This is a genomic window from Mycolicibacterium sp. HS_4_1, assembly GCF_054515875.1.
The window spans coordinates 3,828,391-3,848,478 of sequence record NZ_CM137261.1 but is presented as its reverse complement, the minus strand read 5'-3'; the positions used below and the strand labels follow the sequence as shown (position 1 = coordinate 3,848,478).

20 protein-coding genes are annotated in these 20,088 nt (G+C 65.6%); 6 read left to right on the top strand and 14 right to left on the bottom strand.

Annotation, left to right across the window (positions count from 1 at the left end; genetic code table 11):
• Positions 1-37: 37 nt before the first annotated feature.
• From ACX12F_RS18450 to ACX12F_RS18440, 3 genes are read right to left on the bottom strand one after another with little or no spacing between them, the layout of a single operon-like run.
• Positions 38-1,681 (bottom strand): thiolase C-terminal domain-containing protein, encoded by a 1,644-nt coding sequence (locus ACX12F_RS18450; RefSeq protein WP_459365942.1) that lies wholly within the window; start codon positions 1,679-1,681, stop codon positions 38-40.
• 5 nt (positions 1,682-1,686) lie between these two features.
• Entirely contained in the window at positions 1,687-1,983 is a 297-nt protein-coding gene (locus ACX12F_RS18445; RefSeq protein WP_459365941.1) for a ferredoxin, read from the bottom strand.
• Positions 1,980-3,260, bottom strand: coding sequence for an NADH-ubiquinone oxidoreductase-F iron-sulfur binding region domain-containing protein (locus ACX12F_RS18440; protein WP_459365940.1), 1,281 nt, complete (start codon positions 3,258-3,260; stop codon positions 1,980-1,982). Before ACX12F_RS18440 ends, ACX12F_RS18445 begins: the two co-directional genes overlap by 4 nt.
• On the opposite strand from ACX12F_RS18440, the gene ACX12F_RS18435 reads away from it, so the two are divergent.
• Positions 3,259-3,720 carry a hypothetical protein gene (locus tag ACX12F_RS18435; protein ID WP_459365939.1) on the top strand — a complete coding sequence of 154 codons (462 nt, stop codon included), beginning with the start codon at positions 3,259-3,261 and terminating at the stop codon, positions 3,718-3,720. The genes ACX12F_RS18440 and ACX12F_RS18435 overlap by 2 nt on opposite strands.
• Before the next feature lie 2 nt (positions 3,721-3,722).
• On the opposite strand, the gene ACX12F_RS18430 is transcribed toward ACX12F_RS18435, so the two are convergent.
• From ACX12F_RS18430 to ACX12F_RS18415, 4 genes are all read right to left on the bottom strand, one after another.
• Positions 3,723-4,631, bottom strand: a complete 909-nt coding sequence (locus ACX12F_RS18430; protein WP_459365938.1) for an alpha/beta fold hydrolase — start codon at positions 4,629-4,631, stop codon at positions 3,723-3,725.
• An 85-nt stretch (positions 4,632-4,716) separates the two neighbouring features.
• Complete coding sequence (locus ACX12F_RS18425; protein ID WP_459365937.1) at positions 4,717-5,106, bottom strand: Rieske (2Fe-2S) protein; 390 nt, start codon at positions 5,104-5,106, stop codon at positions 4,717-4,719.
• 1 nt (position 5,107) lies between these two features.
• Complete coding sequence (locus ACX12F_RS18420) at positions 5,108-6,250, bottom strand: amidohydrolase family protein (RefSeq protein ID WP_459365936.1); 1,143 nt, start codon at positions 6,248-6,250, stop codon at positions 5,108-5,110.
• Between the two features lie 16 nt (positions 6,251-6,266).
• Positions 6,267-7,343, bottom strand: coding sequence for an amidohydrolase family protein (locus tag ACX12F_RS18415; RefSeq protein WP_459365935.1), 1,077 nt, complete (start codon positions 7,341-7,343; stop codon positions 6,267-6,269).
• Positions 7,344-7,449: 106 nt separating this feature from the next.
• Between ACX12F_RS18415 and ACX12F_RS18410 the strand changes: the two genes are divergently transcribed.
• The gene (locus ACX12F_RS18410) at positions 7,450-8,448 is read left to right on the top strand and encodes an acyl-CoA dehydrogenase family protein (protein ID WP_459365934.1); all 999 of its coding nucleotides are present in this window, start codon (positions 7,450-7,452) and stop codon (positions 8,446-8,448) included.
• The gene (locus ACX12F_RS18405; protein ID WP_459365933.1) at positions 8,432-9,610 is read left to right on the top strand and encodes an acyl-CoA dehydrogenase family protein; all 1,179 of its coding nucleotides are present in this window, start codon (positions 8,432-8,434) and stop codon (positions 9,608-9,610) included. Before ACX12F_RS18410 ends, ACX12F_RS18405 begins: the two co-directional genes overlap by 17 nt.
• A 16-nt stretch (positions 9,611-9,626) precedes the next feature.
• Here ACX12F_RS18405 and ACX12F_RS18400 read toward each other — a convergent pair whose 3' ends face one another.
• The 5 genes from ACX12F_RS18400 to ACX12F_RS18380 all read right to left on the bottom strand — a co-directional run bounded on the left by ACX12F_RS18400 (position 9,627) and on the right by ACX12F_RS18380 (position 13,659).
• Complete coding sequence (locus ACX12F_RS18400; RefSeq protein WP_459370422.1) at positions 9,627-10,388, bottom strand: MerR family transcriptional regulator; 762 nt, start codon at positions 10,386-10,388, stop codon at positions 9,627-9,629.
• A gap of 90 nt (positions 10,389-10,478) precedes the next feature.
• Positions 10,479-11,822, bottom strand: coding sequence for a cytochrome P450 (locus ACX12F_RS18395; protein WP_459365932.1), 1,344 nt, complete (start codon positions 11,820-11,822; stop codon positions 10,479-10,481).
• 44 nt (positions 11,823-11,866) lie between these two features.
• Positions 11,867-12,061 carry a ferredoxin gene (locus ACX12F_RS18390; protein WP_459365931.1) on the bottom strand — a complete coding sequence of 65 codons (195 nt, stop codon included), beginning with the start codon at positions 12,059-12,061 and terminating at the stop codon, positions 11,867-11,869.
• Between the two features lie 12 nt (positions 12,062-12,073).
• The gene (locus tag ACX12F_RS18385; RefSeq protein WP_459365930.1) at positions 12,074-12,943 is read right to left on the bottom strand and encodes a mycofactocin-coupled SDR family oxidoreductase; all 870 of its coding nucleotides are present in this window, start codon (positions 12,941-12,943) and stop codon (positions 12,074-12,076) included.
• 17 nt (positions 12,944-12,960) lie between these two features.
• On the bottom strand, positions 12,961-13,659 hold the full coding sequence (locus tag ACX12F_RS18380) for an SDR family NAD(P)-dependent oxidoreductase (protein ID WP_459365929.1): 699 nt from the start codon (positions 13,657-13,659) through the stop codon (positions 12,961-12,963).
• A gap of 246 nt (positions 13,660-13,905) precedes the next feature.
• Here ACX12F_RS18380 and ACX12F_RS18375 point away from each other — a divergent pair, with 246 nt between their 5' ends.
• Positions 13,906-15,111 (top strand): CaiB/BaiF CoA transferase family protein, encoded by a 1,206-nt coding sequence (locus tag ACX12F_RS18375; RefSeq protein ID WP_459365928.1) that lies wholly within the window; start codon positions 13,906-13,908, stop codon positions 15,109-15,111.
• A 68-nt stretch (positions 15,112-15,179) separates the two neighbouring features.
• Here ACX12F_RS18375 and ACX12F_RS18370 read toward each other — a convergent pair whose 3' ends face one another.
• Positions 15,180-16,466 (bottom strand): cytochrome P450, encoded by a 1,287-nt coding sequence (locus ACX12F_RS18370; RefSeq protein WP_459365927.1) that lies wholly within the window; start codon positions 16,464-16,466, stop codon positions 15,180-15,182.
• Between the two features lie 145 nt (positions 16,467-16,611).
• Between ACX12F_RS18370 and ACX12F_RS18365 the strand changes: the two genes are divergently transcribed.
• Complete coding sequence (locus ACX12F_RS18365) at positions 16,612-17,202, top strand: TetR/AcrR family transcriptional regulator (RefSeq protein ID WP_459365926.1); 591 nt, start codon at positions 16,612-16,614, stop codon at positions 17,200-17,202.
• 84 nt (positions 17,203-17,286) lie between these two features.
• The gene (locus ACX12F_RS18360; RefSeq protein WP_459365925.1) at positions 17,287-18,477 is read left to right on the top strand and encodes an amidohydrolase family protein; all 1,191 of its coding nucleotides are present in this window, start codon (positions 17,287-17,289) and stop codon (positions 18,475-18,477) included.
• 185 nt (positions 18,478-18,662) lie between these two features.
• On the opposite strand, the gene ACX12F_RS18355 is transcribed toward ACX12F_RS18360, so the two are convergent.
• Entirely contained in the window at positions 18,663-20,081 is a 1,419-nt protein-coding gene (locus ACX12F_RS18355) for an aldehyde dehydrogenase family protein (RefSeq protein WP_459365924.1), read from the bottom strand.
• Between the last annotated feature and the right edge of the window lie 7 nt (positions 20,082-20,088).

Sequence of the window (20,088 nt, the reverse complement as noted above, 5' to 3'; positions counted from 1 at the left end):
GGGCTGATGCGCGATCCGCCTGCGCTACTCGCCGCACTCACGAGTCGGTCCGTAGGAGTAGCACCCCGCTGGGAGTGAGACCGCCACTGCTGACCACCGCCACGCGCGCATCGGCGACCTGACGTTCACCGGCCTCGCCGCGCAACTGCGAAATCGCCTCGTAAACCAGGCCCATACCGTGGGTGCGGCCGTGCGACAACTGACCGCCGTGGGTGTTCAGGGGCAGCACGCCATCGCGGGCGATGTTGGTGCCGCCATCGAGGAAATCCTTGGCCTCCCCGATACCGCAGAACCCGAGCGCTTCGATCCAGGACAGACAGTTGAACGTGAACCCGTCGTAGAGTTCGGCGACGTCGACATCCGCGGGCCTCAGGTTGGTTCGGGTCCACAGGTGGGCGGCCTGGCCGAGCACCTGCGGTTCGTGGGTCAGCGTGCTCTGGTCCCACTCGATCGGCTCGAGGATTTGGGTGCCGACCGCTTCCACGCGGATCGGCGGCTTGGCGAGGTCGCGGGCCACGTCGACGGCCGACACGATGACGGCGATGGACGCGTCGCACGGCACGTCGCAGTCGTAGAGCCCGAACGGCGTCGTGATGGGCCGGGCGTTCAGATAGTCGTCCATGGTCATCGGATCGCGGTAGATGGCCGTCGGGTTCAGCGCGGCATTCGCGCGCTGGTTCAGCGCAATCCAGCCGAGCGTCTCCTTGGTGGTGCCGTAGCGGTGCATGTGACGTTGCGCGTTCTGCGCCAGGGTGTGTGCGGCCGACGTCGCGCCGAACGGCATCTGCCAGCTGGTGGTACGGGTCCCGCCCATCGGGGCGGCCTTGCCCTGCTTCATGAGTTCGTCGTAGGTGGCCTGCCACAGGGTGCGGAAGCACAGCACGTGGCGCGCCATTCCACCGGCGACGGCCAGCATGGCCGCGATGACCGAGCCGCCGGGGCCGAAAGTCTCGGGCCCGCCGTTGTACCAGGTCGGCTTGATGCCCAGGGCGGTCTCCAGCGCGGTCACCCCGCCTTCGCCGAAGGGGCCGGGGAGGCCCGCGCCGGGCCAGGTCGACAGCCCGTCGATATCGTCCATGGTCAGCCCGGCATCGGCGATGGCGTTCTCACACGCCTCGACGGTCAGCGCCAGCGGGTCCAGCATCAGGCGGCGGCCCATCTGCGAGGCGCCGATACCGGTGATGGCAGCCTTGTCTTCGAACTTCTCGGTGGTGATCATCGGCCGCACGTGTTTGGCGAAGTCCTGCGGTTCGATTTCGTCGGTCGGCAGCGGAGCCAGCGCCGGCTGGGCGGCGACCGGACGGAACAGTGGCAGCCACACGTCCTCGTGCTGCTCGAAGACGACTTCCATCTGCTGGCCCAGGGCCAGCAGCCCGGGATCGCAGTCGATGATGTTGGTGGTCAGGCGGACTCGCGAATCTTCGACCAGCGCCACCTGGGCCACCACGTAGGGTGCCGGCAACCCGGGAATGCTGAATCGCTGGTTGAGCGTGAAGCCGATGAGCGTCGCGAGACCGGACACCGTGCGGACGCCCATCTTTCGCTCGCGGCAGTAGCGGCAGACCGGCGCCGGCGGATGGATCAGCGCGTTGCAGTTCTCGCATTCGGTGATGCGCAGCGCGCCGTCGGCGCCTGCGGTCCAATAGAACTCGTTCTCAGGCGTCACTTGCGGCAGCGGCATGCGAGTCAACGGACAAATCCCCATTCTGCTTCGTTGGCGTCGGTCTCTGGGTGTGGTTCGGGTGCCTCAGCGTGAATCGGCGTGGGTGTGGGCGCAGCGAGTGGGCCGCCGGTCATTTCGATGATGGCGTGCACGGGGCAATCCAGTACCGCGCGCACGACGGCGGGCTGGTCCGCCTCGGGTACCTCGCCGGTGCCGACGAGTGTCGCGTAACCCCAGTCGTCGAGAGAGAAGTACGACGGCGCATGCTTGGCGCAGATGCCGAACCCGTCGCACATCGTCCGGTCCAGGCGGATCCTCATGCCATCATCACCGCCTCCACTTCATAGGGCCGCACCGGGAGGAAATCACCGGATTGGCATGCCGGGCAGCCGTTCTCCAGGTGACGTGCAACTTCAGCGGGGAAGTGATCGAGGAGACTGGCCGCGATGTTCGCGGCGCCGTCCAACGTCGCGCACGCGCCACGCCCGCGCAGCTCGCGGGACCACCTCCGCAGCCGGGCGATGTCGTCGCCGGTCGCGAGGCCGTCGCGCAGACCCGCCGCGGCGGCGGCCATCGCCGCGGTGCCGTTGAAGCACGACCCGCATTGCCCGGCGTTCTCCCGGTCGAAGTACGCCAGCACCGACGCGGCGACAGCCACCGGGCAATCACCGTTCAGGATCGAGATGGCGCCGCAGCCCAGACCGCTGCCCAAACTGCGCAGGGCTTCATGGTCCAGCGTCGCATCCAGCACACCGGGGCCCAGGAGGCCGGCGAAATAGCCGCCCATCAGGGCGCCCGTCGCCATTTCGGCCGGCACGCCATGGAATTCGAGCACCTCGGCGAATCTGACGCCGTGCGGCAGCTCATAGAGGGCGGGTGGTCGGCCGGCGCCGGTGATGGTCGCCAGGAACGAGCCCGGCGACGATGCGGTGCCGACGGATCTGAAGTCCTGGCCGCCATGCGCGTGAATGTGGGGGAGATTCGCCAGGGTCTCCACATTGCTGACGAGCGTGGGCAGCGTGGCGACACCCTGCTCGAACGGGCGCGGCGGTTTGTCGGTGGGCTTGGCCGGACCACCGTTGATGGCACGTACCGCGGCCGTCTCCTCGCCGGCGACATACCCGGGCGTGACGGTCACCACCTCGACGGGAGGCCCCGGGTGCCGCTGCGCGACAGCGGTTTCCACGCTGGCTGCGGAGGCTGCGTCTGAGACATAGACGTACGCCCGCTGGGCGCCGACGATGGTCGCCGCCAGCCGCAGGCCGTCCAGTACCAGATGGGGCCGGTGGCGCAGCAGCCAACGGTCTTTGATGGACGCCGGCTCACCCTCTTCGCCGTTGGCGACGACGATCGCTCCGCCGCGGTCACGGCCGCCCGCCCGGACCGAACGCAGCTTGACCGCCATGGGGAACGCGGCGCCGCCGCGGCCGCGGAGCCCGGAGCGTTCGACTTCGCCGAGCAGCCGGTCGGGGTCGGTGAGATCGCGATAGCCTCCGGCTGCGATGTAGGCGTCGCAGTCCTCGCTGTGGGCGCCGCCGGCGCGCAGCAGCCGCGGGGTGAGCTCCGGCCACGTAGCCACCGTTAGGCTGAGCGGCATGCGCACGGCGGTGGTGCGGGTCGATGTCGACCCCGCGGGTGAACTCACGTCAGAGCAGTTAGCGGACGCCATGACGGTCCTCAAGGAGCTGGCCGCGGCGGCGGGTATCGACGTGATCGACGTGGACCTGGCGGCGCTGCCGCCCCGGCGTCGCCAGGTGCAGCTGCTGATCGCCGGACGCGCGCCGGAATCCGGTGTCGCTCTGTGCGCCAAGGTATTTGGCACCGCGCCGGAGCTCGGCGTCGTCACCTACGTCAGTCGCGGTACCGATGACGACGCGCACGGCGTGCTGGCGCGTTTCGGGATCACCGGAGAGGTCGCACGTGAGCCCGGCTCCGAAGGTTTCGACATCGTGACCGTGACGCTGGCCTTGGTGGACCTGGAGCGAATTCCGGAGAGCCGCATTCACACGGCGCTGGAGGCATCGCTGAATTGTGAGGTGCGCATCCGCACGGTATGAATTCATCGGCGGAGGAACTCCAGGATCGGCGGCGCGGCCTGCACCCAGGTGTCGAACATGTTGAAGTGTTTGACCTTTCCGGCCGCCCGGTCCTCGTTTGCGCGCTCCCAGGCGTCTTCCGGCCACGGTGGGTCGATCAGTTGCGAACCTTTGATGAGGCAGCTGACTTCCAGTGACGTCCGCTTCGGGTGGTCCAAGTCGTTCTCACCGCCACGGATGATCAGGGTCGGCACCGTGATGTTGTCGAACATCTCGTCCTCTACCCCCGGGATCGTCTGGCCGGGCTTGGGCACGAACGCATTGAGCCACCGCAGCATGAGTTTGAGGAACTCATCGGCATCGTAGGCCTGCAGGCGAGCGGCGTTCGCGGGGTTGTCGGCGATACGGTCGCGCCACTCGTCAACCTGGGCAACACCTTTCATTCCCGCACCGCGGACGGCCAGGATGCTCGGCACGATGTAGTACGAGCCCAGGACGAAGGAGCCGTACACGCCGCCGACGATGTTCCAGACGACCAGCTTGGTGACGATCTCGGGGTAGAGCATCGCGGTGAGCATCGAATCCCGGGCCCCGCCCGAGCCGCCGGCGAGGATGCAGGGTCCGATGCCCAGCTTTGAGATGAGCGTGTACAGCGTTTCGGCCCGCATGTGCGATTCACTCTGACCGTAGAACTGCACATCGGACTTGCCGCAGTTGGGCCGGTCCCACAGCAGCACCCGGTGGCCGCCCTTGACGAGGGCTTGTGCCAAGGGGCGCAGGCCCGGAATGTCCTTGCTGAATCGGCCTCCGGGCGTCAGGGCGATGAAATCGCCTGTTTTGCCCAGGATTTCGTACACGACGTTGCCGCCATTGATCTCGATGGTCTGCTCGCCGCGCCCCAGTGTGGGGCCCGGCTTCGCGGGCGCGCTCACGATTCACCTCCACGAGCGTGCGCAAAGTGCCGGCAATGGGCGGCGTGTCGTGTGCAAACACGCACGCTCGCGAAACAGGGGTTTGTCATGCCTGTACCAACACCTCGTCGCCGATGACCCGCACCGGATAGGTCCGGATGCTCCACTCGGGCTTCACCGCTGTTGTCCCGGTGGCCAATTCGAAGCCCCACTGATGCCACGGGCAGTAGATGAACTCCAGGTCGCGCACCATCACGGCGTCACCCGGCACACTGTCGTCGACGATCGTCCGCCCGCGCGGGCGACCAGAACACAACGGACCGCCTTCGTGCGGGCAGTAGTTCGCGATGGCGTAGAAGGTGCCGTGCACGTTGTAGACGCCGACCCCGTGCCGTCCGATGGGCACCAATTTGTGCGTGCCCGGCGGGATTTCGTCAACGGTGGCGACGACGTGCTCGCGCCCCTGCGCCAGCCGGGGCTCTTGTGGTTCGGTCAATTCAGAACACCCGGACCTGTCCCTCGAGCGCAGGCACGGTGCTCGGCAGCCTGTATGTCTCGATGCCGTTGCGGAACATCACGGCTTCCCGCGCGTGCTCGGGCAGATGCTTGACCAGCCAGCGCGGGTCGTCGAAGGTCCAGTGCGGGTAGTCCGAGCTGAACAGCAGGATCTTCTCGCACTCCATCCACTCGAACGTCCGGGTGAGTTCGGTCTTGTCCTCGGGATAGTCCAGGGGCTGGGTGGTGAACTTGATGTGGTCCTTGACGTACTCACTCGGTTTGCGCTTGATGTCGAGCCACGACTTGCGCGCCTCGTAGAGCTTGTCCATGCGCCACATGAGCGGAAGGATCCAGGTGAACGCGTGCTCGACGAAAACGATGCGCAGCGTGGGGAATCGGTCGAACAGCCCCTCGAAGATCATGCTCATCACCTGGTTCGCGGCGAGCAGCGAGTAGGTGACCATGAAGTCGTGGTTGTAGCTGGGCATGCCGACAGGTGGCATGGGCAACTCTTCGTGATGGCTGCGGGAAAGGTGACAGCTCACCGGCATGTCCGCCTTGATGGCCGCGGCCCAGACCGGATCGTATTTCGGGTCGCCCCATGCGGGACGCGGTTCGGCCTTGATCAGAATCTGGCCCAGGAACGGATGGCCGGCCAGCCGCTCGATCTCCGCCGCGGCGGCGTGCGGCTCTTCGATCGCCACGCAGATCGAGCCACGCCAGCGTTCGTGCCAGTTGTTGTGGCTGTCGAGCCAGTGATGGAGCTGCCACTCGTTCAGCGCCACGTTGAGCGCGTGGTTGGCGCCCCCGATCCGCGCCGGATACGCGGCGGGTTCCAGGATCGCGATGTCTGCCCCAGCCTGCATGATCAGCTGCTGAAAGGCGAGATTGGGGTCGCTGCAGGCGAATTCACCGTCCGGTGGGAAGGTGTCGACGCGCATGGCGAACGTGTGCGCGTAGTCGGGAGCGTCGTAGTAGATCTGTTCGCCGACGTTACGGCTGAGGAAGTACCTGGTGCGCCAGGGCTCGGGGATGTACTGGACCAACTCGCCCCGGCGCGGGGCGGGGTGCACATCGGAGTCGACGCATCGGACGGCGATGCGCTCGGCCGCGGGTTTGCGCTGCGTGACAGTCACACTCATTGCGATCCTTCCTTCCTCACACGCCGACCGGTACGGCGATGCCGTACAGTGCAGCGGCGTTTCGCCAGCACAGCTTGTCGCGCTGCTCGGCGGTATAGGAGCTGGGCACTGTCAGGTCGTTGAGCTGCCAGTGCGGGTAGCTCGATCCGTACATCACCATGTGGTCCTTGCCGGTGAAACTCAGCCATTCGCCGGCGAATTCGGTGTCGCCGGGTCCGTCCAGTGCGCCCTGGATGAAATACACGTGGTCGGGCAGGTAGTCGCTGGGCATCTTCGGCGCCCACGGAGTCTGCTCGAGATGGGGCCTGCCGAAACAGTCCATGCGCCACATGAACGGGGTCAGCAGGTCGGCGGCGCCGTCGGCCCACACGAACTTGAGCTCGGGCATCCGCTCGAAGACACCCTCCGCGATCATGTTCATCAGGTGGTAGAGGAAGTTCAGTGCCATGAAGCCGGCGTACTGCTCATAGGTGTTCGGCACGCCGGACGGCGTTGGCGCGGAGGCGATGCCGGCCCCCACCTCGATGTGCGCGGCCACCGGCAGATTCGCTTCGATCGCCGCTTCCCACAACGGCCAGAACTGTGGCTTGCCGAAGAGTTCGCGCGACTGCAGTGGGATGCCGAGTTGCACCACTCTGGGGTGGTCCTTGTACTTGGCGATCTCGCGCAGGGCGCCGGGAATGTCGTCGGGATTGATGCGGATGGTGCCGCGAAAGCGGTCGCCGAAGTCGGGATGCTCCAGCCAGCGTGACACCAGCAGTTCGTTGTGCGCGGCGGCCAGCGCGCTGCCGAGGTGCCGGTCGGGCATGATGCCGCGCGACATCGGGTGCAGCACAGCAACATCGACACCGCGGTTGTCGAACAGATGGCGTGCCACGATGTCAGGATCAGAACCGGGGTACTGGCCGTCAGGCCCCTTGGTCCCGGGGGCGTATTCGCCTCCGGGTGCGCCATACCAGTCCATTTCGTAGTCCGGGAAGCCGCGGCTCTTGAACGGTTCGCGCAGCACATCCCGCAGGTCCCGGTTCGATCCGAAGAAGATGTGCACGCTGGCGTCGATGACGGGGGTACGTGTCCCGTCGTCGTGTTCCATCACAAGGCTGCCCTCCCGAGCTTTCAACCTAGTGTAAATCTTAATTACCTCAAAAGAGAATGCTATTCTCACTTTCGCGACCGAATTTAGCCGTAGGAGGCGCCGCATGCTTTTGGAGTTCGACGCTGATCAGCGGTTATGGCAGGAGACCGTCCGGGATGCCGTAACCAAGCAGTGCCCACCGACATTGATCCGGGCCATCGCCGAGTACGACGCCGACCCGGCTCCGCTCTGGGGAACATGGGTGGATGCGGGCTGGACCGAAATGGCCGACCCCGAGAACGCGGTCGAGTTGGCGATCGTGCTCGAGGAGCTCGGGCGAGCTACCGACCCCACGCCGTTCCTGGCCACGATGACCCAATTCGCGCCGTTGGCCGGGGAACGCTTCGACCCGCAAGAAGCCGGCGCCGCTGTCTACAGCGGCGTCTCGGCGCGCCGCGAGGGCCGAGGATGGGCGCTGGACGGCACCGCGCGCTACGTGCTGGACGGCGACCGCGCCGAGCGGCTGGCCGTGGCGACTCGTGCCGGCGTCTTCCTTGTCGATGCGTCAACGGTGAGCGTGCGGCGAGACCGGGTGTTCGACCCCGCGTTGCATGTCGCCGACCTGTCGTTCGACGGTGTGCAGGTGCCGGACTCCGCGCGCCTCGGGACCGATATCGAGCGCGGCCGCCATGTCGCGCTGACCGGGATGGCGGTGCACATGGTGGGCGCGTGCCAGCGCATCCTTGATCTGGTGCTGGAGCACATCAAGGAACGCCAGCAGTTCGGCGTCCCCATCGGGTCGTTCCAGGCGATGCAGCACAAGGCGGCCGACATGCATGTGGCCATCGAAAGAGCCCGGGCGCTGGCGTATTTCGCGGCGCTGACCATCAGTGCCGACGACCCGCGCCGGCGCCTGGCCTCGGCGATGGCCAAGGCCTCGGCGGGGGAGTGCCAGGCCCTGGTGTTCCGGCAAGGTCTGCAATCGTTCGGCGCCATGGGATTCACGTGGGAGAACGATCTGCAGTTCGCGCTCAAGCGCGCCAAGGCCGGCGAGCTGATGCTCGGCGGCGCCGCAGAACACCGCGCAATGATCGCAGAGGAGTACCGTGCAACTCTCGTATGACGCCGACGTCGAGGCCTTCCGCGGCGAATTCTCGGCTTTTCTGGACGAGCACCTGCCCACGGAGTCAGAGACTTTGGAGCGGCCTCGATCGGTGTCGCACATGCCGCAGTGGGCACGTGACTGGCAGCGGCTGCTGTTCGAGAATGGCTGGCTGCTGCCCGCCCAGCCGCCGGAGTTCGGCGGCCGCAATGCCACGGTGGTGCAGCAGTTCGTCCACCTCGACGAGCTGTGCCGGCGCCGGATTTACCACAGCTTCAACCCCCAGGGCGTGAATATCATTGCGGCGTCGCTGCTTACGTTCGGCAGCGAGGAGCAGAAGCACCGCTGGGCGGTGCCGGTCCTGCGCGGTGAGAAGACCGCCTCGCTCGGCATGAGCGAGCCGAGCGCCGGATCGGATCTGGCATCGTTGCGCACCCGCGCAGTGCTCGACGGCGACCACTTCGTCGTCAACGGACAGAAGGTGTGGACCTCCGGCGCACACGACGCCGACTTCCTACTGACGTTCGTCCGGACTGACCCGGATGCCCCGAAGCACAAGGGCATCAGCGTCCTCATCATCCCGACCGATACCCCGGGTGTGGTGTGCCGGCCGTTCGCGGACCTGTGCAGCCAGGAGAACCTGGATTTCAACGAGGTCTTCTTCACGGACGCAAGGGTTCCCTCGGAGAACTTGGTCGGTCCACTCAATGGCGGCTGGGGCGTGGCCAACGGTTCGCTCGGCCACGAGCGCACCATGATGTGGCTGGGTTTCGCCGACCGGATCGCCAACATGATCGCGGACTTCCGCCCGCGCACCGCACTCGAACGCGACCAGTACGCCACGACCATCATGGATTACCACGCCTTGCGTGCCATGGGTTCGGCGGCGCTGGCCCGGGCCTCCCGCGGCGAGATGGATACCCAGTCGGTGTCGGTGCTCAAGCTCCTCGGCTCGGAGGCGGAACGCACCGCGCTCGAGAATGCGTTGTCGGCAGCGGGAATCGAGGGTCTCAACCATCCCTCGACGTCGGGCCGCTACGAGCACATGAACCTCGACCATTACTTCGTCAGCTGGTTCGAGCGCTATGCCCGCAGTTTCGGCGGCACCATCGCCGGCGGCACCTCCGAGATTCAGCGCAACATCATCGCCCAGCACGTGCTGGGGCTGCCGCGACCACGCTGACTCCCGGCCGAACCGGTCAGTGGCCGGTTCGGTCCGCGTTCGCGTGGATCGCCGCACGGCAGTAGGCCGCAAGGCCTGGGAGCCCGAACGATTCGTCATAAATCGCGACGTACCTGGGATCGCTGACATACATGTCGCCGAGGTTCCGGTGGAAAGCCGGCGGGCAGTCGTAGAACCACCGATTCACGTGGAGTCGGTGCTGCTCTGCCGCGTCCATCGCCTCCCGAGAGTCGGCCGGAAGGCCCGCGCGGAAGGCGTCGGACAGCGCCTTCTCGACGGCTTCCCCCTCGGCTTTGATCAGCATCCAGTCTTCCTTGCCGTAGGACTTGGCCCGGCGCTGTGATTCCTTCCACTCCTGCGTCTCACCCCACTTCTGCTCGGCCTCCGCCTGATAGTCGTCGAAGCTGTCACCGAAGAGTTCGCGCATGTCGTCGTCGGTCATCGGGGTGTTCGTCATTGCCTTCTCCAAAGCCTGATCGATGGCCTCGACAAGAGATTTCATCTCATCGAGTTGGGACATGACGCGTTCGCGCTGACGAATCAGGTGGCCGACCTCGTTGCCCTCATCGAGCAGGCTCGCGATCTCGTCGAGAGGGAACTCGAGCCTGCGGTAGACGATGATGTGGGACAAGCGCGTCAGGTCCGCCGAGGTGTACACCCGGTAGCCCGAGGCGGTTCGCCGGCTGGGGGTCAACAACCCGATGTCGTCATAGTGGTGAAGGGTCCGGACCGTGATGCCGAAGCGCTGCGCGACTTCGCCCACGGTGAGTCCGTCCACCGGCATCTCCTGCGTCACATCGATAAGGCTGGTGCCTCACGTCGCGTGAGGGTCAAATCCCAACCTAGATGACGGACCTGGACGACAGATCTAGATGACGGCAGCTTCCTTGCGCTCGGTGATGGGCCGGGCCAGTTCCTGCTCGTTGCAGATGCGCTGCAACTTCTCCAGCGTCTCGTCGAGGCCCGGGCCCAGGCGCTTGCCCGGGGTGAAGTGAGCCGGCAGATTCCGCATGCCCTGGATGACGCCGATACTGTCGTAGTGCACAGTGCCCTCGGGTTCACACACATAGTCGGGCATCCGGTCCAGCACCGCCGTCAACATGGACTTGAACACCGTGCGCGCCACGTTTGATCCGACGCAGCGGTGCACACCGATGCCGAAGCTGAAGTGCCGGTTGCCCTTTCGATCCATGATCAGCTCGTTCGGCCGATCGAACACCGCTGGATCGCGGTTCGCCATCGCCCACGACAGCCACAGCCGCTCGTAGCGCTTGAACTGCTGGCCTTCGACCTCGACATCGTCGGAGAACGTGCGGCCGTCGCCCGGAGCGGGCGTGAAGAAGCGGAGGAATTCCTCGGTGGCGGGATTGAGCAGAGTCGCGCGCTCGCGGCTGAGTCGCTCACGCTCGTCCGGGTGTTCGCCGAGCCATTCCAGCGCGTGCGCGGTGAGCGCGGTCGTGGTGTCGAAGCCGCCACCGATGATCAGGCCCAGGTTCCCCAGGATTTCCAGGTCGGGGGCCGGCTCGCCGTCGATCCGCAACTGCAGCATCGCGTTGACCAGGCCGGGCCGCGGGTTCTGCCGGATCTCCATCATGTTGTTGATGATGTCGATGCCCATCTCGCGGTGCTGCTCGTTGATCTTCTCGCGTTCGGGCGCGTGCTCGGGCGTGTACACCGACGCGTGTGTGGGCTCGCTGTAGACGTTCCACTTCTGCAGTTCGATACCCATCATCGCCAGCGTGAACACCGCGGGCACCACGTTGGCGAGATGCTCGACGAAGTCGATGCGGCCCGACTCGATGTGTTCGTCCAGCGCGGCGCGGGTGATCTCGTCGACGAACGGCTCCCAGCGCTTGATGGCGGCAGGAGAGAGGTACGGGTTCAGCGCGCCGCGGTAGGTGCTGTGTTCGGGCTCGTCCATCTCGAGGATGCCACCCCGAACGACGCTGGCGCGGCTGGCTTTTGGAATGGTGATGCCCTGGAACGGTGTCTCGCCGCTGACGTCGTGGTGATTGGACACGACGGGACAGCGTGCCAACTCGAAGACGTGCTTGCTGTCGGCCGCCACCCAGTGACCGTTGTAGGTGTCGGTCCAGGCCACCGGGCACTGTGCCTGCATCTCCTCGGTGATCTGCTCGAACTGCAGCCGGTACTCCGGGGTGTGCCGGTCGAAGTGGAAGGTGTCCTTCTTGCGCTCGTCCTGGACGCTCAAAGTGCCTGTCTCCCTGCTGTTCTCATGCGCGGTCTGGCTTCTCGCTAGTCTTCGATCGTGATGGCCTGCTCGGGGCAGGAGTGCGCGGCCTCGCGGACCGCGTTCTCGAGCCCCGGCGCCACGACCTCGTCAACCGGTGACGACGTGCCGTCGATGTCATTGAGCACGAACGCATCCGGCGCGATCATCGCGCACAGCGTGTGGCCCTGGCAGCGTTGCCCGTCAACCCAAACCTTCACTGTCACTCCCGATCAGACGTGGTAGTCGTACCACTTGAGGTAACCGCCGGCGTCGACCCGCAACTGGGTACCGGTGATGTACCGGGCCTCGTCGGAGACCAGCCACAGGATGGCGTTGCTGATGTCCTCCGGTTCCACGAAGTTGATCTTCATGGCCTGCTGGATGCCGAAGGCCGGCTCGGCGTCTTCGCGCGTCGGGTTCGGCAGGTCGGGCCGGAACGACTTGTACATCGGCGGGCTCTGCAGCATCGCGGTGTTGACGTTGGTGGGGTGCACCACGTTCAGGCGGATGCCGCGCGGGGAGAGCTCGGTGGCGAGATCATGAGCATATTGGGAGAGCAGGCGCTTCGACGTCATATAGGCGAAACCGCCGATGTCGTTGCCCGGGTTCATCTTCAGGTGGGCGTCCATCAGGGCGGCCGTCGAACCCGTCGCGACGATGGCGGCACCCTCCTTGAGGTGGGGCAGGCATACCTGGATCGCGTTGATGGTGCCGATCAGGTTGGTATTGATCGTGTCGATCCAGGCTTGAAGGGGGACATCACTTTTCATGCCGGCGATACCGGCCTGTGCGAGGACGATGTCGACCGTGCCGAACTCGGACAGCCCTGCTTCGAGGGCCGTCCGCAGCTGCGTCACCTCGCGGACGTCGGCGTGCGCAGTGACGATGCGCTGGCCGGTTTTCTCCACCAGGTTCCTGGTCTCATCGAGGTCCTCGGGCGTGGCCATCGGGTATCCGATGGACTCGATGTCCTCGCACAGATCGACGGCGATGATGTCAGCGCCCTCTTCGGCCAGTCGGACCGCATGGCTGCGGCCCTGGCCGCGCGCCGCACCGGTGATGAAGGCGACCTTGCCCGCTACCCGTCCCGCTGAAGTCATTGAAAAGCCTTCCCTCGCTAAGTGTTTCGTCCGCCGTTGACGCCCAGAATCTGTCCCGTGATGTAACCGGCCTCATCAGAGATCAAGAACGCGCACGCGGCGGCGATGTCCTCGGGGCGGCCGATGCGGCGCACGGGGGTCGCATCGATGCTCTGCTGGACCTTCAGATACCCGCGTTCTTCGGACTTGCGCAGCATGGGCGTGTCGATGAAGCCCGGTGGCACGGCGTTCACGGTGATGCCGGCGGGCCCGTACTCCAGCGCCAGCGATTTGGTGAGGCCGTTGACGGCCGACTTCGCGGCGACGTAAGGCGACATGTAGGGCTGCCCGGAGTGGGTGCTCGAAGACGAGATGTTGACGATGCGGCCCCAGCCCGCTTCCAGCATGTCCGGCAGTACCGCCTGGATGCAGTGGAAGACGCCGTTGAGGTTGACATCGATCACTCGCTGCCAGTCCGCGAATTCGAGGTCGGTGAATCGCTTGAACTTCTCCAGTCCGGCAGAGTTCACCAGCACGGTGACCGGTCCGAGTTTCTCGCGGATGCCGTCGAGCGCGGCATCGACCTGAGCACGGTCGGTGACGTCGGCGGTGAAGCCGAACTCGTCGTCTGACGGATTGAGGTCGAGGGTCGCGACGTTCAGGCCATCGGCGCGCAGCCGCGCCACGATGGCGCGACCAATGCCGGACCCACCTCCGGTAACGACGGCATTCTTCACGACAGGGCACCGTTGTAGATCACTGAAAGAAATCTCCCTTCCGATTTTGAGAACGATACTCTCCAACTTCGCTGTCCCGCAATAGAACCGCTGACAACGAGTCCCACCTGCATCGATAGTCCATTTTCACCTGGCCGGCGGTCTGTTGGTCGTCGGCCGGATCGCCGATTGGCTGTCGGAAAGTTCGTGGTATGCGAGTAGGATTACCGATATTGAAGAATGATGTTTCCAAACAGAGGAGGTCGGATGGGGCCCTTGGATGGTGTCCGCGTGCTGGAGGTCGCGATGTACGGGTTCGTGCCGTCGGGCGGTGCGGTGCTCGGCGAATGGGGTGCCGACGTGATCAAAGTCGAGCACGCCGTGACCGGTGATCCGCAGCGCGGCCTCCGGCAGACCGGGACGCTGCGCGTCGAGGGCGACCCGAACCCCAACATCGAGCACGCCAACCGCGGCAAACGGAGCATCGGGCTCGACATGGCGGTCACCGAGGGGCGCGAGGTTCTGCTGGAGCTGGCGCGTCGTGCCGACGTCTTCCTGACCAGTTTTCTGCCCGGTCACCGCAAGAAGTTCGCCATCGATGTCGACGACATCCGGGCGGTCAACCCGGGGATCATCTATGCGCGCGGCAGCGCACTGGGCCCGCGCGGTGCGGAGTCCGAAAAGGGCGGCTACGACATGACCGCGTTCTGGTGCCGGGCCGGCACCGCCGCGACCATCACGCCGCCAGGCATGCCCGGCATGATCGCGCCACCGGGCCCGGCCTACGGCGACACCATTTCGGGCACCAACCTGGCCGGGGGCATCGCCGCGGCGCTGTTCAAACGGGAGCGCACCGGCGCACCGTCGATCGTCGACGTTTCGCTGCTGGGCAGCGGCCTGTGGTCCATGGGGCACACTGTCGCGCTGACGTCCCACCTCGGCAAGCTGATGGAGGCGCCGGCCCCTGGCGTGCACGGTTCGCCCATCAATCCTCTTGTCGGCCTTTATGAAACGTCGGACGGGCGGATCATCTCGCTGGTCATGATGCAGCCGACCAAATTCTGGGCCGACGTGTGCCGGCACATGGAACTGGACGAGTACATCGACGATCCGCGGTTCGCGACGGCGCAGGACATCGCGACCAATACCGCAGTGGCCGTGGAGATTCTGGGCAAGGCGATGGCGACCAAGACGCTGGCGGAGTGGCGCGAGCGGTTCACCACGCTCTCCGGTCCGTGGGCGCCGGTCCAGGACACGCTGCAGGCTGCCCAGGACGCCCAGGTTCGGGCCAATGATTACCTGGTGCAGGCGGGAGAACTCGAATTGGTCGCCAACCCCGTGCAATTCGACGTCGCTCCGCCACAGACGGGCCCGGCGCCCGGTTTCGCCGAGCAGACCGAGGAGATCCTGCTGGAGCTCGGGCTGGACTGGGACCGGATCATCGAACTGAAGTCGGCCGGCGCGGTCACGTAGCGGTCGTCGTAAGGCGCAGATGTCCCCCAAAACACCAGTTTTGGGGGACATCTGCATTTCTCGCAGGCTCAGGCCTTGGCTGCCAGCGGGGTGAAGTTGATGCTCAGGTCGGTGACGCCGCGCAGCACGAAGGTCGGCTCGTAGTTGTAGTGCCGGTTGCCTTCGGGGCCGTGGGCGGCCTCGTCGAGCTGGATGTCGCCCAGGCGGTCCAGGATCCGCTCCAACGACACGCGGCCTTCGACGCGGGCCAGTGGAGCCCCCGGGCAGGAGTGCACGCCCCGGCTGAAGGCCAGGTGCTCGCGAACATTCTTGCGGTCCAACTGGAATTCGTGGGGCTGGTCGAACCGCCGTGGATCACGGTTGACCGCGCCGGGACTGATCATGACGACGGTGCCGGCCGGGGTGTCGAGGTCGCCGACCGTGGTCGTCTTGCGGACCAACCGGTGCAACGTCTTGACCGGGCTTTCCATGCGCAAGCATTCTTCGACGAAGTTCGGGATGCGGCTGCGGTCCTCGCGTAGTCGCTTCTGTAGCTCGGGCTGCTCGCCGAGGAAGCGCATCGCAGCGGTCAGCAGCTTGGCCGTCGTTTCCTGACCGGCGCCGAAGAGGAACGTCGCGGTCTTGACGACGTCGCTGATCTCGGGTGTCGACCCGTCTTCGTACTTGGCCGTGGCCAGCGAGGTCAGCACGTCGTCGCGGGGGTGGCTGCGGCGGTCTTCGAGATACTGGCCGACTTTCTCGTCGGCCCATTCCAGGGGGTTCGATGCAAGGGGTTCGTGGTCGAGTGCGCCGACGCGAGTGCCGGGGCGCTCGGCGCCGAACGCCTGGCGGAACTCCTCGTGGTCCTCCTCGGGGACGCCCAGCAGGTCGGCGACGACGAGCAAGGAGAACGGCCGCGCGTAGGAGGCCAAGAACTCGCATTTGCCGTCGGCGATGAACTCGTCGATGTGGCGGTCGGCGAGCCGCCACATGAAGTCTTCGTTCTCCTTGAGACGCTTGGGCGTCAGCAGCCGGGACAGCAGCGAGCGGGCGCGGGTGTGCTCGGGCGGATCCATCGTGATCATGTGCTCGAACATCGGGATGGCGGTGCGGTTCTCGGTGAGTTGGGCGCAGATGTCATCGCCCTCGGGGGTGAACGGCAGCGGGGTGAAGGGCCCGGTCACTGCGACACATGCGGAGAACGAGTCGGCGTCCTTGTAGACCGCGTTGGCCTCTTCCCAGCCGGTCACCGCCACCACGCCGTAGTGCTTCTCCCTGGTCACCGGGCACTTGTTGCGCAGATGGTCGAAGTACGGGTGCGGGTCGGGCACCAGTGACTGGTCGGTGTAGTAGTCGACCTCGTCGAAGTTCGTCATGTGTGGGCTGGCCTCCAGGCATCGAATTGCAACCAAAGTGCTGGGCACTTGCTTAGCATCTGGGTTGTGGCGTGGTCAAGGTCACACGGCGGGATGTGGACAATTACGATCGGCGCGGCGGCGATCGAGAACGGACTGTGACGGCATGGCATCGGAGCGAAGGATCGGCGGACCCGAGGCGAAGAACCGCGGGGCCCTACTCGACGCCGCCGAGGCGTTGATGCTCGACGAGGGTTACGCCGCGGTGACGTCGCGGCGGGTCGCCGAACGGGCGGGTCTCAAGCCGCAACTGGTCCACTACTACTTCCGCACCATGGACGATCTGTTCCTGGCCGCTTTCCGGCGCAGAACCGAGCAGGGCCTGGCGGCGCAGTCGATGATCCTGCTGGCTCCGAACCCGCTGCGGGCGCTGTGGACCTTCCTTATCGAGAACCGCGACACCGCGCTGATCATGGAGTACGCGGCGCTGGCCAACCATCGCAAAGAGCTCGGATCCGAGATCGCCGGTGCCGCGCAGCAGTTCCTGGAAGGGCAGGCCGAGCTGGTCGGTTCGGTTCTGGCGAAATACGGCATCGACGCCGACGAGTTGCCCCCGATCGTGGCGATCTCCCTGATCGTCGGGATGTCGCAGCTGTTGACCATGGAGGCCGCGCTCGGGGTCTCCGTCGGTCACGACGAGATCCTCGCGTACTTCGATCGCCACCTGCGCAAGCTCGATCCGGTCACCGAGAACTAGCCCCCGATCAGCAACCGGGCGTAGGTGATTGCGTGTTCGCGCCATATGAGAATAAGATTCTCATGATTCGCGAAGGAGAATTTCATGGGACAACTGTCGCATCGGGTCGATATTCCGTTTCCGCTGTTCGACGCGGACAACCACCTCTACGAGCCACCGGAGGCGCTGACCAAGTACCTGCCGAAGGAGTATCAGGACGTCGTCCAGTACGTCGAGGTCAACGGCCGCACCAAGATCGCGATCCGGGGCCAGATCAGCAACTACATCCCGAACCCCACGTTCTCGGTGGTGGCGCGGCCGGGTGCCTGGGAGGAGTACTTCAAGTACGGCAACCCGGAGGGCAAGACTCGGCGTGAGCTCTTCGGCGAGCCCATGAAGGCCATCCCGGCATTCTTCGAGCCCGCTCCGCGGCTCGAGCTCATGGACCAGCTGGGCCTCGATCGCACGTTGATGTTCCCGACGCTGGCCAGCCTGATCGAGGAACGGCTGCGCGACGATCCGGTCGCCATCCACGTTCTCATCCACTCGCTGAACCAATGGCTGGACGAGGTGTGGGGTTTCAACTACAAGAACCGCATCTTCACCACCCCGGTGATCACGCTGCCCATCGTGGAGAAGGCCATCGAAGAGCTGGAGTGGTGCGTCAAGCGAGGTGCCCGCGCCATCCTCGTCCGCCCGGCGCCGGTGCCCGGATTCCGTGGGCCGCGCTCGTTCGCACTGCCCGAGTTCGATCCGTTCTGGCAGAAGTGTGTCGAGTACGACGTCTTCATCGGGATGCACTCGTCCGACAGCGGCTACTCCCGCTACACCTCGGAATGGGACGGCGCGGCGCAGGAGATGCTGCCGTTTCAGACCAACGCGATGGCGATCCTCAACGAATGGCGTCCGATCCAGGATGCCGTGGCCTCGTGGGTGATCCACGGTGCGCTGTTCCGGCACCCCAAGCTGAAGGTCGGCATCGTCGAGGCCGGGTCGAAATGGATGTTCCCGCTGCTCGATCAGATGGCCGAGGTCTACAAGAAGGCGCCCGAGGCCTTCCTCGGTAATCCGATGGAGGAGATCAAGAACCGCATCCACGTCAGCCCCTTCTATGAGGAGGGCATCGACGACTTGATCAACCTCGTGGGCGTGGACCAGGTGCTCTATGGCTCCGACTGGCCGCACCCCGAGGGCCTGGCCGAGCCGACGCACTACGTGACGGCGCTGCAGCACCTGCCGGTCGACGATCAGGCGAAGATCATGGGCGGCAACCTCGCCCGGCTCGTTTCCGTGTAACCCCGGCGAAGTCCGAGCGGACTTCATGGCGATGTGGCGACGCTGGCGTTACTGCCGGCGTCGCCATTTTCGTCGGTGCGTCGTACGGAGATCAGTTGCGCGGTGGTGGATCCGGTTTGCGGTACGCGAAACCGCGGCCGGCTGAACTGTGTTCAGCCGGCCGGGGTTCCATTGTTACCGGGGTGCTACCCGTGGCCGAGGACGCTCTTGGTCTCCAGGTACTCATGGAAACCGGCTTCGCCCCATTCGCGCCCGTTGCCACTGTGCTTGTAGCCGCCGAAGGGCGCATTCATGTCGAAGGCGTGGTTGATCGAGATCCAGCCGGCCCGGATCCTGCCGGCCACCGCACGCGCGGCTTCGATGTCGGCTCCCGAAACGTAGCCGGCCAGACCGTATTCCGTGTCATTGGCGATGTCGACCGCATCGTCGATGTCGTCGTATCCCAGCATGCACAGCACCGGCCCGAAGATCTCCTCGCGGGCGATCGTCATGTCGTTGGTGACATCGGCGAATACCGTTGGCCGGACGTAGAACCCGCGGTCCACTCCGGCTGGACGTCCCTCGCCTCCGGCGACCAAATTCGCGCCGCCGGCGATGCCCTTGGCGATCAGGCCCTGGATGCGCTCGAATTGCGCGCGCGAGGCGACCGGCCCGATGGCTTTCGGGTTGTCGATATCCGCTACCCGTACGCCCTCGATGGTCTCTGCCGCGATCGAAACCGCCTCTGCCATCCGGGAGTTCGGCACCAGCATGCGTGACGGTGCATTGCAGCTCTGACCCGAGTTCGGCATCATGGCCGAGACTCCGGCGGCCACGCTGGTGGCGAAGGCCTCGTCGTCCAGCACGATGTTGGGGCTCTTGCCACCGAGCTCCTGGCTGACCCGTTTGACGCTCGGGGCCGCGGATTTGGCGACTTCGATACCGGCGCGCGTCGAGCCCGTGAACGACACCATGTCGATGCCCGGATGGCTCGAGATTGCTGCTCCCACACCGGCTCCGTCGCCGAAGATCAAGTTGTACACCCCAGCGGGCACGCCGGCAGCCTCGATGACCTCGGTGAAGATCTGCGCCGAGAACGGGGCGACCTCAGAGGGTTTGAGCACCACGGTGCAGCCGGTCGCCAAGGCCGGGAACACCTTGACGGCAATCTGGTTGAGCGGCCAGTTCCACGGAGTGATCAGCCCACAGACGCCGATCGGCTCGCTGGACACCAGTGTGTTGCCGAGCCTGCGCGAGAACTCGAAATTCTTGAGCACCTCGATCGCGGTCATGAGATGTCCGATGCCGAGCTGTACCTGGGCGCCGACCGCAAGCGCGGGCGGGGCGCCGATCTCCTCACTCACAGCCTCGGCGAGATCGCCTTGGCGCCTGAGGTATTCGGCGCTGATCGCCTGCAGCACATCGAGGCGTTCCTCGCGGCTGGTCTGCGACCACGAGCCGAACGCACGGCGCGCGGCCACGACCGCCTTGTCCACGTCGGTCGCCGAGCCCAAGGCGATGCGGCCGGCGACGTCTTCCGTGCTGGGATTCTCGACGTCGAGCGGGTTCAACTCGACCGGGTCGACCCAGTGCCCGTCGATGTAGAACTGCAGATACTCGCGCATTGCCTCT

Bases quoted from the DNA above. Each gene is read 5' to 3' on its own strand.
- ACX12F_RS18450 (WP_459365942.1), bottom strand. From the start codon at position 1,681: ATGCCGCTGCCGCAAGTGACGCCTGAGAACGAGTTCTATTGGACCGCA.
- ACX12F_RS18445 (WP_459365941.1), bottom strand. From the start codon at position 1,983: ATGAGGATCCGCCTGGACCGGACGATGTGCGACGGGTTCGGCATCTGC.
- ACX12F_RS18435 (WP_459365939.1), top strand. From the start codon at position 3,259: ATGCGCACGGCGGTGGTGCGGGTCGATGTCGACCCCGCGGGTGAACTC.
- ACX12F_RS18440 (WP_459365940.1), bottom strand. From the start codon at position 3,260: ATGCCGCTCAGCCTAACGGTGGCTACGTGGCCGGAGCTCACCCCGCGG.
- ACX12F_RS18420 (WP_459365936.1), bottom strand. From the start codon at position 6,250: ATGAGTGTGACTGTCACGCAGCGCAAACCCGCGGCCGAGCGCATCGCC.
- ACX12F_RS18415 (WP_459365935.1), bottom strand. From the start codon at position 7,343: ATGGAACACGACGACGGGACACGTACCCCCGTCATCGACGCCAGCGTG.
- ACX12F_RS18410 (WP_459365934.1), top strand. From the start codon at position 7,450: ATGCTTTTGGAGTTCGACGCTGATCAGCGGTTATGGCAGGAGACCGTC.
- ACX12F_RS18385 (WP_459365930.1), bottom strand. From the start codon at position 12,943: ATGACTTCAGCGGGACGGGTAGCGGGCAAGGTCGCCTTCATCACCGGT.
- ACX12F_RS18375 (WP_459365928.1), top strand. From the start codon at position 13,906: ATGGGGCCCTTGGATGGTGTCCGCGTGCTGGAGGTCGCGATGTACGGG.
- ACX12F_RS18370 (WP_459365927.1), bottom strand. From the start codon at position 16,466: ATGACGAACTTCGACGAGGTCGACTACTACACCGACCAGTCACTGGTG.
- ACX12F_RS18365 (WP_459365926.1), top strand. From the start codon at position 16,612: ATGGCATCGGAGCGAAGGATCGGCGGACCCGAGGCGAAGAACCGCGGG.
- ACX12F_RS18360 (WP_459365925.1), top strand. From the start codon at position 17,287: ATGGGACAACTGTCGCATCGGGTCGATATTCCGTTTCCGCTGTTCGAC.
- ACX12F_RS18355 (WP_459365924.1), bottom strand. From the start codon at position 20,081: ATGCGCGAGTATCTGCAGTTCTACATCGACGGGCACTGGGTCGACCCG.